Raw genomic sequence first — 13,723 nt, forward strand, 5'->3', positions numbered from 1 at the left:
GATGTCATCTGTGCCCGGCGTGCCGGTCTTCGTGCACAAGCACACTCTCTACGCCGGAGACACGGCGATCGAGACCGGCGGCGGACTCGTTGCCGCCGACCAAGTCGAGTACACAATGAGTGCTGATCTCACCAAGGAGGCCTGACCGGATGCTGATATCCGTCCTGACCGCAGTGCACCAACCTGGCGCCGCTTTCCTGCCCGAAACACTCGCGAGCATCGAGGAGCAGCAACTCCCCGAAGGCTGGGAGCTCGAGTGGGTTCTCCAGGAAGACGGCCCCAGCTCTGATATGGCCGGCCTGGCGGGTGACCGTGATTGGGTCCGCTACGAAGCCAACGGGGAGAAGCTCGGCATCGCTGGCACGCGAAACCTCGCGCTCAATCGAGTGCGAGGCAGCCTGATCCAGGTGCTTGACGGCGACGATCTGCTGCTGCCGAATGCCCTAGCGACCCTCATCCCCCACTTCGACGACCCAGGCATCCACTGGGCACTCGGCCAGGCTGACGATCTTCTTCCGGACGGCACGCGCAAGTCGTTCCCGCCCTACGAAGGCCTGCCCTTCGGCCGTGTTCCCGCAGGCGCGGTGAACAACTGGGCCATTGAGTCCGGCGGCAGCTGGCCCGTGCATTGCGCTGGACTCATGCTGCGCAGCACCACAGTGCGCGTCATGGGCGGTTGGGGCGGCGTGCCAACCAACGACGACTTGGTCATGCTCGCGGGGGTGTCCGGTGCCGCGGATGGCTACTTCGATGACACGACAACCTGGCTCTACCGCCAGCATGAAGCGCAGACCGTACGTGGACCCCATCACCGAGCATGGGGCGATGTCACTCGCCGGATGGCACTGCAACGTGCTGTTGCAGTGCGCAATTCCGGTCTCCGGCTCGCTGACGCCAAACCAGCCGACGAGGACTCGGGCTACGACGTCAGGGTTGTTCCGTCACTGAAAGCCGCAGTGCCGGTCGATCCGCCGAACTGACCCCGTGAATCCGCGTGTCGCGACTCGATTAACAGTTACGGCATGGTTGAGTGTGGGGATGGCTCAGGTATCGAAAGGTGACCGGGCGCAGGTTGGACCGCGTCTCGATCACGCTGTGTACGAAGAAGTTCGAAAGCGGGCCGAGGCCAACAAGATGAGTATGTCCCAGTACATCGCAGACCTCATGGCGCTGCACGTCGGCCGACCCGATCTCGTCCGCGAGCTCGGTAAACCCCGACGACCGCGCGCACACGATCTGCGGAAGAAGGGTGCGAAAGACGCGATGCAGCAGCAGTTTCCAATGGCTGGCTAGCGCGCTACCACACCAACTGTGTGACTTCGGCTGTGAGGCAAGTCCTCCCAGCCGTACCGTTTCGGTCGATCGAAGGAAGGGAGGGCAGTCAGAGGTTGACTCGCAGCCACTGAGCTACCACTCACCAAACCTATAAACGCGAGAAACCCCCGGCCTGCACGCCAGGGGCTTATGTCTCGCCCCTCAAATGAGAGGCCGCGTCTTGCACGACAGGTCTCAGGATAACGCACGTCCACGCACGGTCACGCGTGGACACGTACTTTGTCAGAACAAAGTCGCGCGTACACGTCCTGATCAGCGCAGACACCACACTTGGAACCGTCGACATCACGCCAAACCGTCGTTGTCGGACGTTCTCCCGATCCAGATCCCACCGCTGCGCCTCGAGCAGCCCGAAGACCTCTACGCCGACGTGCCCGCATGCTGGTGGTCCCGCCGGCACTGGGCCGCAACGGCCATGGCGCTCTACGACCGCCTCTACACGGAGCTGAGGGCCACACTGCGGGCGCCGTCGGTGTCGCGCAGCACCTTTCAGGCCTGGGTGATCGCCGAGTCCAAGCACGCCGACCTCACCACCGGCCGCCAGTGCCGACCCACAGTGCGCCGCCTCAGCCAGCGCATCGAACGCCACCCGCGCACCGTGAAACGGTGCCGCGAGCTCGCCAAACAGCTCGACCTGCGCCAGGTCGTGGTCACCGGCCGCCACCGCACCAAACTCGAACGCCTCGACAGCTGGAACCGCGGCGACCGCTACCGCGGCTGGGCCGCCGAGGCCGCCCTCATCCCCTCCCCCGCCTACGCACACCTTGTGGATAAAGCCACCCTCGATTCACTGCTCGAGCAGGACTTTGTCACCCCACTGCCACGAAGTGGCGGTTCGCTTTCTCTCTCACGATCCAGCTCAATCACTCCCACACAGAACAGGATCGAAAGACGCGCTCCGCGCGGCAAGGACACGAAGCGGGCCCGCCGGAAAGCTCGCTCCTACGACTCCAGGGCACTGTTGGTGGCCTCTAGATGCCGTTCTGACGAGCGTTTCCCGCTCTGGATACGGCAGCTGGGCACCCAGGGGCTCGCGGCCGTCCTGACGCGCCGGGTGGTCGACGGCGGGTGGACCGTCGACGACGTCCACGCCGGGCTCGACCAGATCTACCTTTCGGGCCGCAAGATCTTCGACCGGCCCCGCGACCCCTACGCCTACCTGGCCTGGCTGCTCAAACCCATCCCGATCGACGAGCCGCCCATGCTGCTCGACCGTGCCCGCGAACGGATGCTCGAGCTCGAGCAGGCCGAACGCGACCGCGCTCACCGCGAGCAGCTACGCGCCGAAGCGATGGCGAAAGTGCCCGCGGCGCCGGACTCCCCCGCTCGCGCCGCCGCGATGGCGGCCGCGGCCGCCGCCGGACGCCGTGCCATCGGCACCACCTCGGCGTCCCGCGCGGCCGCCGAAGCCGCCCGCCGCGAGATCGCCCGTGGTGCCCGCGACAACCGAGCGTTCTGATGCACCGTGCCCGTCTCACGCCCGCCGAGGTTTACCGCGGTAAACGCCAGCAGGCCGCGCCACGCCACGATTCAGTCGGCGGTGCCCGAGCGCTCGGCCACCGCCGTAGTGAGTACTGCGGTGAGCTCCTGGAGCTGGCCGTAGTCGAGGTAGTCGGTCAACGCGGCCGCCAAGGTCTCCGGTCCGGCACCGAACTTCTTCAACGCCTTGGCGATCCTCGGGGCCGAGGCCGCCGCGGGCGCCCTCGGTGGCCGCTCAGCCTTTTCCCCGTCGGGGGAGCTGGCGGCCAGCCACCGGGCCACCTGCTCCTCACGCGGCACCCTGGCCAGGCTGCGCGCCACTCGCACCGCCAGATCCCCGCGGCGCAACGCATCCTGCAGCTCGGGCGCGAGCTCGAGCAGCGCACGCCGCTGCGACACCCACCCCTTCGACCGCTTGAGCTGCTCGCCGGCCGCGGCCGCCGTCCCGCACTCGGTCACCAGCGCGTCGACCGCGCGGGCCTCCTCCAGCACATCGAAATTCTGCCGATCCACGTTCTCGGCGATCGATGCCGCGAGCAGGCTCGCCCTCGACGTCGCGACCTGATCCCGGATGACGAACTCCAGCACGGTGCACCCGTACTGGCGCGCCGCCGCGAGCCGACGGCACCCGTTCACGACGATCCACCGGGCCTTGCCGATGAGCGCCTCGTCCTCGGGATAGAGCCGCAGATACGCGGCGCGGGTGATGACCAGCGCGGGCTGCAGCTGGAGCTCGGCGATCGACGCCAACTCGGCCAGGTCCCCGAGATCGATACGCGGGTTGTGCGGGTTCGCGACCAGATCCGCCAGCGGAGCCGACGTCTGTGCCGCGACGCGCCGCTGCTGGGCGTCGCGGCCGTCGACGGGGGAGTGGTCGCCGGTCGCCTCGGTCAGATCGGCGAGACTTCGCCGCGTTCCACCGCGCGCCATCACGCGACCTTCAACTCGAGCGCGAGCCTGAAGAAGTCCTCCCGGGCCCGCAGCGCCGTCCCGGAGCTGGCGTACTCGGTGACAACCTGCCCGTTGAGCGGCGCCCGGGCATGCACCTTGTAGTGCCGCACCACCGTCCGGGCGCTCGGCCACTGGTTGCGAGACATGAACTCCAAGGTCTCGTCCCGTTCAGCCTCCCCGTCACGGGGATCCCAGTTGTTGAGCACGACCGTGTACCGCAACCCCCGAGGGGCGATCACCTTCCGGATCGTCCGCACAGTCGGGTCGAAACTCAGCGCGTCCGGGGTGATCGGCACGACCACATGATCGGCGACCTCCAACACCGCGCGCATGGCATCCGCGGCCGGCCCCTCGCCGAGCGGATCGCTGTCGTCGTCGGCCGGGGCCATATCAATCCAGCCAGGGGTGTCGACGAAAACGTGGTTGATGCCGGGAAGGTCCCGCAACCTCCGCAACTCGTCGAGGTCCTCGTGAGCTTGGACAACGTGGAACGGCAGGTTCGTAACCCGAGAACCCCACCACATCGCCGAGCCCTGGGGGTCGATCGACACAGCGGCGACATCAGCTGGGGCGTCATCGGCGCCCGGCTTCGAGGCGACATCGGCGGTCACCGCGGCCAAGTTCACGGCCAAGGTCGATTTCCCGACCCCGCCTTTCTGATTCACCAAGACGGTCACGTACGCCATTCAGTTCTCCTCCGTGGCTTCACCCGGCGCCTACCGCCCGGGCTACTCGGACGACCGCAGCATAGGACTCCCACTCGCCCGGCTCTCGCCGAAACGCCTGCCCGGCCCAACCGCGCGACTGGGAACCGGACTAATACGTTATGTTTCGTTAAAACGTATTGAAAAAACGTTTTGGAAAACGTATCAAATCTGACGAAATAAGGTAGAATCGTGGTATGACCGAGCCTCAGCCCGAAACCTCCGCCCCGGCCGCGCCAGCCGCCGCCGGGGCGCGGGTGTGCCAGTTCCCGACCGCACGCGACCCCGAGACCGGCGACTTCGTCGTGTGCGGCCGCGCCCTGGACGCCGTCGCGCCCCGCCCCGGCCGCAAGGCCGAGTACTGCGGGGAAACGCGCATCGACCCCGACGGGCACCAGCGCCGCCACGACCGCACCGGCGCCTTCGCCCGCAAGCGCGAACTGGAGCGCGCCGCCCTCGGCGCGGCCGCGCCGGCGCAGCGAGAACGCCCGACACCCCGGCCGGTGACCTCGGCGCGGGCGTCACTGGCCGACCTGCTCGCTCAGATCGAGATGGTCGCCTCCGGGCACCGCGAGCAGATGAGCGGACTGCTCGACCGCGTCGTCGAGGTCGTCGCGGCCGCCGGCGACCCGGACGCAGCCGTCGCCGAGGTCACCTCCATGCGCCGCGAAGCCCAGGCCGAGGTGGAGGCCGCGAAAGCCCGCGCCGACGAAGCCGAAGCCGAGGCCATCGCCGCTCGTCGCGAGCGTGACCGCGCGCTCGAGGACAAGGAACTGGCCGACGGCGCCGCAGAGGACGCGCTCGCCGAGCGCGACCGCGCCCTGGCCGACGCCGAGCAGCAGATCGAGGCCATCCGCGCCGAAGCGGCCGCAGAAATCGAAGCGATCCGCCAGGCCGAGTCCGCACGCGTCGAGGCCGCCGAAGCACGCGCGACCGCTGCCGAGACCGACGCCCGCGCGGCCGAGGAGCGCGCCAGCGCCGCCGAAACTGCTGCCGAGCAGGCACGCCGCGACGCCGCCGAGCAGGTCGAGACACTCACCCGCGATCACGCCGCCCGGGTCGAGCGCGTCAACGCCGACGCCGACGCCCGCGTCGCCGACGCAGCGGCCGCCCAGCAGCGCGCCGAGACCGAGGCCCGCGCCTCCGAGGCCCGCGCCGAGACCGCCCGCACCGAACTTGCCCAGGTCAGGTCGGAGCTGGTGGCGGCGCGCGAGCAGGCGCGCGAGGATGCCACCACCGCACGCGAGGAAATCGCCGGACTGCGCCGCGAACTTTCCGACCTGCGGTCCGAATCCCGCACCGAACGTGAGCAGCAGCGCGCCGATCACGCCGCTGAGATCGCGCGCGTACAGCAGGCCGCCGAGGCCGGCGCCGAGGCGCTCAATCGGGCACTGGCTGCCGCCGAGAAGACCATCACCCGACTCGAAAACCAGCTCGCCGACACCGCACCGAAGGAGACTCGCTGATGTTCCGACGCAAACCCCCCGCCGAAGTCGATCCGCTGCTGCACGCCCCGCTGCCCGATCGCGTCGAGGCCGCGCACTCGCGCTTGGCGCACCAGGGCGACCCCGCACTGATCGAGGCCCTGTCCGAACGTGAGCTGCGCGACGAACGCGCCGCGGCCGAGCTGGTACGCGATCACCAGCGCCACGAGTCGATCGCGTCGGTGAAGTCCGCGCAGACCATCGCCGGTGAGGTCCGCCGCGCTCAAGAGGAGATGGTGCGCGCCGAGGCCGCCGACCTGGTCGTCGCGCGGCGTGCGATCGCTGAGCGGCTGCGGTCGAGTTCGGCGACCTTCGACATCGCGCGCCTGCACCGCGAGAAGCGGCTGGCTGCGCGCGGCCTGACCGGTGTGGTCGTCGCGTCGATGCTGTGGTCGGCGGCCAACGTCCAGAACAACCTCGCGCCCGGCGGACCGAGCGACCCGCTGTTCTGGTTCAGCTACGCCCTTGAGGCGACCATCTCCATCGTCCTGGTGGTGATCATGGTCTCCGGTGCCTCGGTGTCGCGGTGGAACATCACCGAGGGCGACGAGCGGATCCGCCGCTTCGAGATCGCGTTGCTGCTGGGCAGCATCGGCCTCAACGTCTACCCGTACCTGTACCCGTCCCGTTTAGACGTGGTCGGTGCGGCCGTGCACGCCGTGGCGCCGGTGATGGTCGGTGTCGCGCTGCTGCTGCACCCGGTGGTCCAGCGCCGCTACGGGTTGGCCATCGACTCCGCCAAGGTCGCCGCCGACGCCGAGGGCGACGACATCGCCGCCCGCCTCGACGCGCTCACCGCCGCCGCCTCACGCACCACCACGCCCTCGGACACCGCGGCCGCGCACACGCCGCCGGCGGACGAGGACGCGGTGATCGAGGAGTACGAAGCCGAACTGCGCGCGGACGACCGCGCACCGATCGCGGCAACCGAACAGCCGTCGCGCGCGACAGAGGACTACGGCGCCGCCGCGCGCGAGGCCACCACCGCCCTCGCCGATCGCGCGCAGCCGGTCGAGCCGATCGCGCGCGAGGAGTTCGACCGCGCACCGATCGCGCGCGAAACTGCCGCGCGCGAGGACGCCGATCGCGCACCGATCGCGCGCGAGGACTACGAGATCCCGCGCGCGACGCTGGAGGAGATCGCGGAGGCCGCGCGCGATCACCACGCGACGCGCGACGCCGAAGAGAGCTCGCTCGCGGACACCGATCGCGGCGAGGTCGCGCGCGAGCAGGAGCCCGTCGCGCACGACGACCGCGCATCGATCGCCGCGCACAGCCCCGCTGAGCTGGCCACCGATCACGACTCGATCGCCGCGCACAGCAGCGACACCCTCCCCGCGGCGACCGTCGACCCGGAGGAGCCGCGCGCGGACGACACCGTCGTCGAGGAGCCGATCGCGCGCGATCAGGAGCCCTCCGATCGCGCGCGGAACACCCCGATCGCGCTCGTATCGATCGCGCGCGAACCGGCCGATCGCGCGCGGGAACCGCGCACCGATCGCGCGCGGGAATCCTCGACCACGGGTGCGCTCGCGCGCGCGACCGAGCCCGCGTCGATCGCGCGCGGCGACCGATCGCGCGCGGCGACCGATCGCGGTCCGTTCGACCGCGAGCTGTCGCGCGCGGAGGCCGACCGGTTCGCGCGCGCGGTGTCCGAGCGCGGACTCAGCAAACAGCCAGTGTCGATGCTGACCGAGATCTACCTGCTCGCCTCGCAGGGCCACAAGGCCAACGCCATCGGCACGCAGGTCGGTCTGCCGCACTCCACGGTCGGGCGCGCACTCTCGCGCGTGGACCAGGTCATGGGACCCCGCCTGATCTGATTTCTCGCCCCTCACACAGCGACGAAGGCCCCCGGCGGCGGGTATCCGCCGGGGGCCTTCGTCGTGTTCGGACCTTACCCGTGCGACCTGGTCACCTCGCCCGCATGGCGTCGTTGAGCGCGAGCGTGGCGTGGATCTGCGCTTGTGCCTGCACCGCGCGCAGCCGTTCCACCACATGATCCGCTCGGCGGCCTCGCGCCCCGTCCCGACGTAGTTCGCCAGGCCGCCCTCGCCGGCGTCGACGCTCGTGACCAGCGCGTCCTGCAGCATCCGGTTCGCCTCGTTCGCGAGCTCGTCAGCCCGTCCCGCGTGTGTCGATTCCATGCCCGAAACGGTAGATCCGCCGGTACCCGCCCCGGCCGGAAATCCGCGCGATGCGGCCGTCTCCCAAGCCGACACGGCACCCACGTACGCGGTACCATTGAAGCTCAGCCCCGGCAGAGCAAGGTAACAATTACGGGACCGTAATTGTGGGAGCCCTCGCGGGGCGAGGGAACCACCCAGCCGGGTGGGCGCTGCGCTGGGCTGTCGGATCGGGGCGAGTGGGAGGTGGTTTCGGTGGGTGTGGACGCGGCGGAGGAGTCGTCGGGCAAGTGGCGATCGCAGGAGCTCGAGCGCGCTCGTTCGCGCCGCCGGCGAGCCAACATCGGCGACGGGGAAGGCCGGAAGATCGTGAAGGTCCGGTTGACTGATGCCGAGTACGCGAAGGTGGCCGAGGCGGCGGAGGAGTCGTCGATGACGGTGCCGCGGTATCTGGGGGAGTGCGCGACGAATCCGGTCGCGCCGAGCAGGACCAAGAGCGGCAAGGAACGTGCGTGGTTGCCGTGGCCGAAGCGGTTGGCGTTGCAGCGGTTGTTGCTGTCGGCGGCGAGCGCGTTGCATGTGGTGCGGTTGGAGCAGGTGTCGAAGATCGGGTCGAACATCAATCAGCTCGCGCGGATCGCGAACTCGACGGGGGCGATCGATCCGGAGTTGGCCGAGGAGTTGGTCGAGGCGCTGGCGCAGTGGCGTGAGCTGAGTGCGGAGTTGTCCGAGCGCGGCGCGCGGATCGAGCAGCTGGCTCAGGATGTGACGCGGCGATGATCGCGAAGATCAAGCGCGGGCAGCGGCTGGGTGGGTTGATGGTGTATCTGCTCGGCGAGGGTGATGCCAACGAGCACGAGCACCGGCATCTGATCGCGGGTTCGCCGACGGTGTTGCGGGAGGCGTGGATGGTCGATTTCCACGGCCCCGAGGCCAAGCGCGCCGCGCGGGATGTCGCGTTGGAGATCGCGCGCGAGATCGACCTGCCGCGCAAGCTCTACAACACCCCGGTGCGGATGAAGGCCAAGCCCGCCGCGGTCGGTGCACGGGGGCGCGGTGCGGATGTGGTCGAGCGCCCGGCCAAGGGCGAGGCGGGGGTGATGCGGGACGCGCCGGTGTGGCACTGCATCCTCGCGGCGATGCCGGGTGAGCACCTTACCGACGAGGTGTGGGCGCAGATCACCAACACGTTCATGACCGAGATGGGATTCACCGCGACAGCGGATGCCAAGCGTGCCCAGGCGCGGTGGGGCGCGGTGCGGCACGGGCTGTCCGGTGAGCATGGGGATGGCCAGGACCACATCCACATCGCCGCGTCGCTCGTGCGCGAGGACGGGTCGAAGGTCTCGACCTATGACTACGGGCCGGGCAAGGCCAAGGGCGACTGGTCGCGGGCGAAGGAAGTCTGCGCGCTGATCGAGCAGCAGTACGGGCTCAAGATCCACGCCTCGCGCACCGAGGGCGGGGAACTGTCGGGTCACTCCCGCGCCGAAGTCGAACGCGCCAAGCGCGACCAGGCGCCGGAGACCGAACGGGATCGGCTGCGGCGGATGGTGCGCGCGACGGCGGTGGCCGCCGATTCCGAGGCCGAGTTCGTGCGCGGGTTGCGGGAGGCGGGGATCTCGGTGGTGCCGCGCTGGGCCGCCGGCGGGCAGACCGAGGTGGTCGGCTACAAGGTGCGGTTGCGCCACGGCGCTACCGAGGCCGGGCCCTGGCTCGGCGGCGGAACCTTGGCCAAGGATTTGAATCTGAACGCGTTGCGCGAGCAGCAGTGGGACGACACTGCTGAGGCGCGCGCGGCGGCGGTCGCGACCTGGATGTCGCCGACGACCGAGACCCGCGAGCGCGCGGCGCGGAGCCTGGACGACGCGGAGTTGTGGCAGCAGGCCGCGACCGAGTTCGGTGCGTGGCACCGTCAGCTCGGGCAGATCCCGCGCACCGATCGGGCGCGGTGGGCGTGGGCGGCCGGGCAAGCCGCCGGGGTGTTCGCGGCATGGTCGGAGAAGCTCGAAGGCGAGCAGCCCGGCCCGCTCGCTGCGGCCGCTCAAGAACTGACCCGCTCGGCGCAGCTACCCAAGGGCGAGCGCCGTTACCGGCCGTCGTCGGTAGAGAAGGGCATCGGCGATGTCGCGAAACTGTTGATGTCGGGCGGTCCGTCCCGAGCGGATCTGTCGGGCAGCCCGCACGCGCGCGGAACTGTCGACCTCACCGCAGCGACTGCAGCCGCGCTCGCGGCGCTGCTGCTGCTGTTGCTCGCGGCCATCGCGATCGCGCTCGAGATCGCGCGCGCTCACCGTGAACGCGGCGAACTCGCCCGCGCGGTCGCGGTGCAAGGTGTCGTGACCGCGCACCTCGAGCCGACCCGGCACACCTGGGAATCCCGGGTCGGGCAGCGACGCCAGCACGAGCACGCGCACACACAATCGGCGCCGACAGCCGAGCCCGTCGCCGAACCTGTCCGGTCCCAGCGAGAGGCATCCGCGCCGAAGTCGTGGTTGTCCAGTGACCGGGTGCGCAAGGCGGCCGCAGCGGCGGCCGGTCCGCTGACCCCACCGAGCGCCAAGCCCGCCGCGGATCGGAAGCCGCGGGTCTTCTACACCGACATGACCGCCGAACAGCGCTCCACCGCTCGGTTGATCGCCGATCACCATGCGCGGATGGAGGCCATCAACGACCCGAGCGTGCGGGCGCGGATGAGCTCGGACCGGGTGCTGGCGGACGAGCTCGCCGAGCGGCGCGCAGAGATCGAGGCGCTGGCGCGCGAGTTGGAGCGGCGCCGCACCGACGGCGGCGACCACGTCCGCCAAGCCAAGCTCGACAACATCGAGCTGGTGCGCCGCGCCGAGCTCATCGAACCGGCGCTGGAAGCCGAACGTGACGCTGCCGCGCTCACCGGCGCCGAACGGCAACTGTCGGCGCGGCGCACCCAGCTGCGGACCCAGCTCGACAACACCGCGCGGCACAAGATGATCGCGCGCCAGAAATTGGCGAAAGATATCGGTGAAACCGAGGACGAACTGAAGCGGACCGGCCCGCACGCCGAAGCGGCCCGGGCGGCGGCGAAAACCGCCGCGGAAACCACGGGCACTCCTCGCCACGCCTGGGAGGAAACGATCCGGGAAGCCGACACCCGACGGCAGAAGAACCGGCTCGACGCCGCGGCGGAAACCGACGCGCGCGAGTTCAGCGAAGACCGCGGCTACCTTTCCCACCTGCAGCGTGAATACACGCGCCTGGACGCCGAGCAGACCCGCCGGGCCGCGCTCACCCCGCAGCAGCGCGACGCCGAACAACAGTCCCGGAACAAGGGCAAGGAACCGGGCAAGAAGTCGGCGAAGAAGCCGGGCCAATCCCCGCAGAAACCGACACCACCGGCCCGCGACTACAACTACGGAATCACTCCGCCGCAGTTCGGGCAGGACCGCGACAGCGGACTCGGGCTGTGAAAAGTGATGTAATTGGAAGGCAGTAATTAGCCCTGACCTGGGCCTCCGTCGGCGGGGTCCGTAGCCCCTGCCGCAGGGGGGCGATCAGCACCGGACCGGTGTCGCCCCTCTGCGGAAGGGGCTGGACGCCTCCCTACGGAAGGGGCTACACGCCCCCCTACGGACCCCTCTGCACCTGGTGTGAACTGCGGGTATTCCTGTTCCGCCCCGTCCCCTCCGTCCGCAAGCTCCCGGTTTGTTGACCATCCACTGTCTGCGTACCTGGTCAGTGGATGGTCAACAAACCGGGGACGGGGCGGAACAGGAATACCAACGGGAACTGGTCGAGAAAGTGAGTGAGGAGAAGTGCGGTCGGGGCGGCGCGGCGGAGGCGCGCAGCGGCGGCTGTGTCGTTCGGTCGCGTGGGGAAACGATGCTGCCGCGCCAGCTTCGCCGGCTTGCCACAGCTCTCCACCGCGGCGCTGGCGTGTGTTGCTCAACGTATGTGCCGAAGCCATCCGGTGAGCCCGACAATCGCCTGAAAGATCGGGGTGTTGGCGCTGGTATCAGCGAGCTCGTCGTTGTCGAGCATCTCCTTGACCCGGTTCAGCACCGCCGCGATCGAGCGCGGCGACGACAACACCTTCTCCACCGCAGCGCGGTATTCCGCGGCGACGGTCGGCAGTTTCGGCGGCGGTGCCGGAACGGGCTTGTGCTCGTTTCCGGCGTGGAAGCTCTGCCACACCTCAGCCAGCACCGGCGCCATCGTTCGACGGTCGGTCGCGGAGCCTGCCACGCCCTGGTGGCGCCAGCGGTGCGCGATGATCCGCAAAAGCAGCACGGCGGTTTCCGGGTCGTCGAGCATCCGCTCGATCTGACGCTGCGGCGTGATCCGCTCGGTCCGCACGACCTCGCGTTCGACGACGACGGTCTCCACCCGCGATCCAACCTCGAACGCGCGTTTGCGGCAGTTGTCCGAGCACCACACGCGCGGTCGGCCGCGACCGCTGTAGGTGACGAGTTTTCCGCACTGGGCGCAGGGGCGGGGCGGGTGCATCCGCCCAGCCTACGAGTTTTCCCGGACGAAAATAGTCCCCGATATCCACGATGGTGCAGAAGGTGTGTCCCCGATTCGGACAGTTAATCCAGGACGAAATTCCCTCGGCGTCACCGATGGTGGAAAAGGTGTGTGGGTGCGGCGAGCTCGAAGGGTCGCCTGCTCGGGGGAACGACGTCGGTGGCGGGAGGCGGATGGGGCGGTCAGGCGGTGATGTCGCCGAACAGGGTGAGTTGTTCGCTGTCGGTGAGTGCTGCCCGCACGCGCGGCTGGTGATGGCCGAGCAAGGCCGCGATCCGGGTCGCCGGCAGCCCGCGCACCCCGAGCCGGGCCGCGACGACAGCCGGGTCGACTCCGGCGGCGAGCAGCTGCGCGGCGCCGGTCGCGCGCAGCGTGCCCGGCGCGAGGACCAGGCCAGCGTCGTGGCCGACGGTGCGGATGACGCGGTCGACCGAGCGGTGCGCGATCCGGGCACCGGTGCGGGCGATGAACAGTGCCCTGCTCGGATGTGTCCGGCCGCGTAGCTGCTGGCGGCGCTGGGCCAGCCACGCGGTGAGCGCGGCCCGGGTCGCGGCGGTGATCGCGACGGTGCGGGCGCGCCCGGACGCGGCGGTGAGAGTGATCTGTCCGGGCCAGCCGGTCAGGTCGAGGTCGTCGACGTCGAGGACAGGTATCTCGTGGACGCGGACCCCGGTGTCGAGGGTCAGCACGATCAGCGCGAACTCGCGCGGGCCCCGCGCGGCGGCCGCGGTCAGCAGGGCGCGGTGTTCGGCCGGGTTGAGGGTGCGCGGGATGTGCAGCTCGGCGCTGACCCGCGCGGTGGTCGGGGCACCGAGACCGAGCCAGTCATAGAACGTGGCGAGCGCGGCCAGGGAGGTCTGCACCGAGCGCGGTGCCAGGTCGGCCTCGGCGAGCCAGGCCGCTACCGCGACGTCGCGGGCAGCCTCGGTGTCGAGTGCGTCGGTGTGGTCGGCCTCGGCGAGCCAGCGCAGGTACTGGGTGACCCGGTCGAGGTAGCCGGTGCGGGTGCGGTCGGCGACGTCGCGGCCGGCCATCTCGGCGGCGAACCCGGCCAGCAGAACCGGCACCTGGTCGGCCACCTGGTCGGCCACCCGCACCTCGAGCCCGTCCTCACCCACCCGACCTCACCGCCGTCCTTCGC

At 69.9% G+C, this 13,723-nt stretch carries 10 protein-coding genes; 6 read left to right on the forward strand and 4 right to left on the reverse strand.

What is annotated here, in order from left to right; translation table 11 throughout:
- Positions 1 to 149 precede the first annotated feature (149 nt).
- Together ACWEMY_RS22415 and ACWEMY_RS22420 are read left to right on the forward strand one after the other, a co-directional pair.
- Positions 150 to 980: a glycosyltransferase family 2 protein gene (locus ACWEMY_RS22415; RefSeq protein WP_452391580.1), complete on the forward strand. Its 831-nt coding sequence runs from the start codon at positions 150 to 152 to the stop codon at positions 978 to 980.
- A 656-nt stretch (positions 981 to 1,636) separates the two neighbouring features.
- Positions 1,637 to 2,794 (forward strand): hypothetical protein, encoded by a 1,158-nt coding sequence (locus tag ACWEMY_RS22420; RefSeq protein ID WP_452391581.1) that lies wholly within the window; start codon positions 1,637 to 1,639, stop codon positions 2,792 to 2,794.
- Positions 2,795 to 2,865: 71 nt separating this feature from the next.
- Here the strand turns inward: ACWEMY_RS22420 and ACWEMY_RS22425 are convergent, their stop codons facing one another.
- On the reverse strand, positions 2,866 to 3,744 hold the full coding sequence (locus tag ACWEMY_RS22425) for a ParB/RepB/Spo0J family partition protein (protein ID WP_452391582.1): 879 nt from the start codon (positions 3,742 to 3,744) through the stop codon (positions 2,866 to 2,868).
- Positions 3,744 to 4,451, reverse strand: a complete 708-nt coding sequence (locus ACWEMY_RS22430) for a nucleotide-binding protein (protein WP_452391583.1) — start codon at positions 4,449 to 4,451, stop codon at positions 3,744 to 3,746. Before ACWEMY_RS22430 ends, ACWEMY_RS22425 begins: the two co-directional genes overlap by 1 nt.
- Positions 4,452 to 4,666: 215 nt before the next feature.
- Between ACWEMY_RS22430 and ACWEMY_RS22435 the strand changes: the two genes are divergently transcribed.
- The 4 genes from ACWEMY_RS22435 (at position 4,667) to ACWEMY_RS22450 (ending at position 11,525) form a co-directional block, all read left to right on the forward strand.
- Positions 4,667 to 5,935 carry a hypothetical protein gene (locus tag ACWEMY_RS22435; protein WP_452391584.1) on the forward strand — a complete coding sequence of 423 codons (1,269 nt, stop codon included), beginning with the start codon at positions 4,667 to 4,669 and terminating at the stop codon, positions 5,933 to 5,935.
- Positions 5,935 to 7,776, forward strand: a complete 1,842-nt coding sequence (locus tag ACWEMY_RS22440) for a hypothetical protein (RefSeq protein WP_452391585.1) — start codon at positions 5,935 to 5,937, stop codon at positions 7,774 to 7,776. Before ACWEMY_RS22435 ends, ACWEMY_RS22440 begins: the two co-directional genes overlap by 1 nt.
- A gap of 558 nt (positions 7,777 to 8,334) precedes the next feature.
- Positions 8,335 to 8,859, forward strand: a complete 525-nt coding sequence (locus ACWEMY_RS22445) for a MobC family plasmid mobilization relaxosome protein (protein WP_452391586.1) — start codon at positions 8,335 to 8,337, stop codon at positions 8,857 to 8,859.
- A complete protein-coding gene (locus ACWEMY_RS22450; protein ID WP_452391587.1) occupies positions 8,856 to 11,525 on the forward strand; it encodes a relaxase/mobilization nuclease domain-containing protein in 2,670 nt (889 codons plus the stop codon). Before ACWEMY_RS22445 ends, ACWEMY_RS22450 begins: the two co-directional genes overlap by 4 nt.
- Positions 11,526 to 12,000: 475 nt before the next feature.
- Here the strand turns inward: ACWEMY_RS22450 and ACWEMY_RS22455 are convergent, their stop codons facing one another.
- Together ACWEMY_RS22455 and ACWEMY_RS22460 are read right to left on the reverse strand one after the other, a co-directional pair.
- The gene (locus ACWEMY_RS22455) at positions 12,001 to 12,441 is read right to left on the reverse strand and encodes a hypothetical protein (protein WP_452391588.1); all 441 of its coding nucleotides are present in this window, start codon (positions 12,439 to 12,441) and stop codon (positions 12,001 to 12,003) included.
- 323 nt (positions 12,442 to 12,764) lie between these two features.
- The gene (locus ACWEMY_RS22460; RefSeq protein ID WP_452391589.1) at positions 12,765 to 13,700 is read right to left on the reverse strand and encodes a site-specific integrase; all 936 of its coding nucleotides are present in this window, start codon (positions 13,698 to 13,700) and stop codon (positions 12,765 to 12,767) included.
- Positions 13,701 to 13,723 lie beyond the last annotated feature (23 nt).

The sequence above is a fragment of the Nocardia sp. NPDC004415 genome (assembly GCF_053602435.1).

Excerpts from the sequence above, each read along its gene's own strand:
- ACWEMY_RS22430 (WP_452391583.1), bottom strand. The coding sequence starts at position 4,451 with ATGGCGTACGTGACCGTCTTGGTGAATCAGAAAGGCGGGGTCGGGAAA.
- ACWEMY_RS22450 (WP_452391587.1), top strand. The coding sequence starts at position 8,856 with ATGATCGCGAAGATCAAGCGCGGGCAGCGGCTGGGTGGGTTGATGGTG.
- ACWEMY_RS22415 (WP_452391580.1), top strand. The coding sequence starts at position 150 with ATGCTGATATCCGTCCTGACCGCAGTGCACCAACCTGGCGCCGCTTTC.
- ACWEMY_RS22425 (WP_452391582.1), bottom strand. The coding sequence starts at position 3,744 with ATGGCGCGCGGTGGAACGCGGCGAAGTCTCGCCGATCTGACCGAGGCG.
- ACWEMY_RS22435 (WP_452391584.1), top strand. The coding sequence starts at position 4,667 with ATGACCGAGCCTCAGCCCGAAACCTCCGCCCCGGCCGCGCCAGCCGCC.
- ACWEMY_RS22440 (WP_452391585.1), top strand. The coding sequence starts at position 5,935 with ATGTTCCGACGCAAACCCCCCGCCGAAGTCGATCCGCTGCTGCACGCC.